General features: G+C 65.7%; 1 pseudogene. It reads left to right on the top strand.

Features of this window, described 5'->3' with window-relative positions:
* Positions 1-139 precede the first annotated feature (139 nt).
* Positions 140-514, top strand: a pseudogene (locus tag FVP33_RS18770) (helix-turn-helix domain-containing protein); the annotation flags it as partial.
* Positions 515-530: the final 16 nt, after the last annotated feature.

Raw genomic sequence — 530 nt, 5'->3', positions numbered from 1 at the left:
CCGAGCACTTCGGCCCCGTGGTCGGGTACTAGCTGTAGTTCCCAGGGACGTTGTGATCAGCGTGGCGTGAGACGATTGGTGAAGACCTCCGGTATCGAAGTGGGTTACCACACTCACTCTCGATTACCCGGAGGTCTTCGTGACTCACGTTAATGCTCCTTTGACGCCGGTGGGGCGTCTTCGTCTGGCCAGTCTCATTGTCGATCAGGGTTGGCCGGTGCGCCGGGCCGCGGAGCGATTCCAGGTCTCGCCGGCGACCGCATCGAAGTGGGTGACCCGCTTTCGTGCTGGCCTGCCGATGACGGACCTGTCCTCGCGTCCGCACCGGTCCCCGAACCAGACCAGCAGGCGGCTTGAGAGGCGGATCGTGGCGCTGCGGTTCACCCGCCGGTGGGGACCACACCGCATCGGCTACCACCTGCACGTCGCTCGCTCCACGGTCGAGCAGATCCTGGCCCGCTACCGGATGCCGCGCCTGGCCTATCTCGACCAGGCCACCGGGCTGCCGCTCAGATAGGCGAAACCGGTCC

It is taken from the genome of Lacisediminihabitans profunda (genome assembly GCF_008040105.1).
GTDB lineage: Bacteria > Actinomycetota > Actinomycetes > Actinomycetales > Microbacteriaceae > Lacisediminihabitans > Lacisediminihabitans profunda.
The sequence above is the reverse complement of the archived record's forward strand: the minus strand, read 5'-3'. Positions and strand labels throughout refer to the sequence as shown.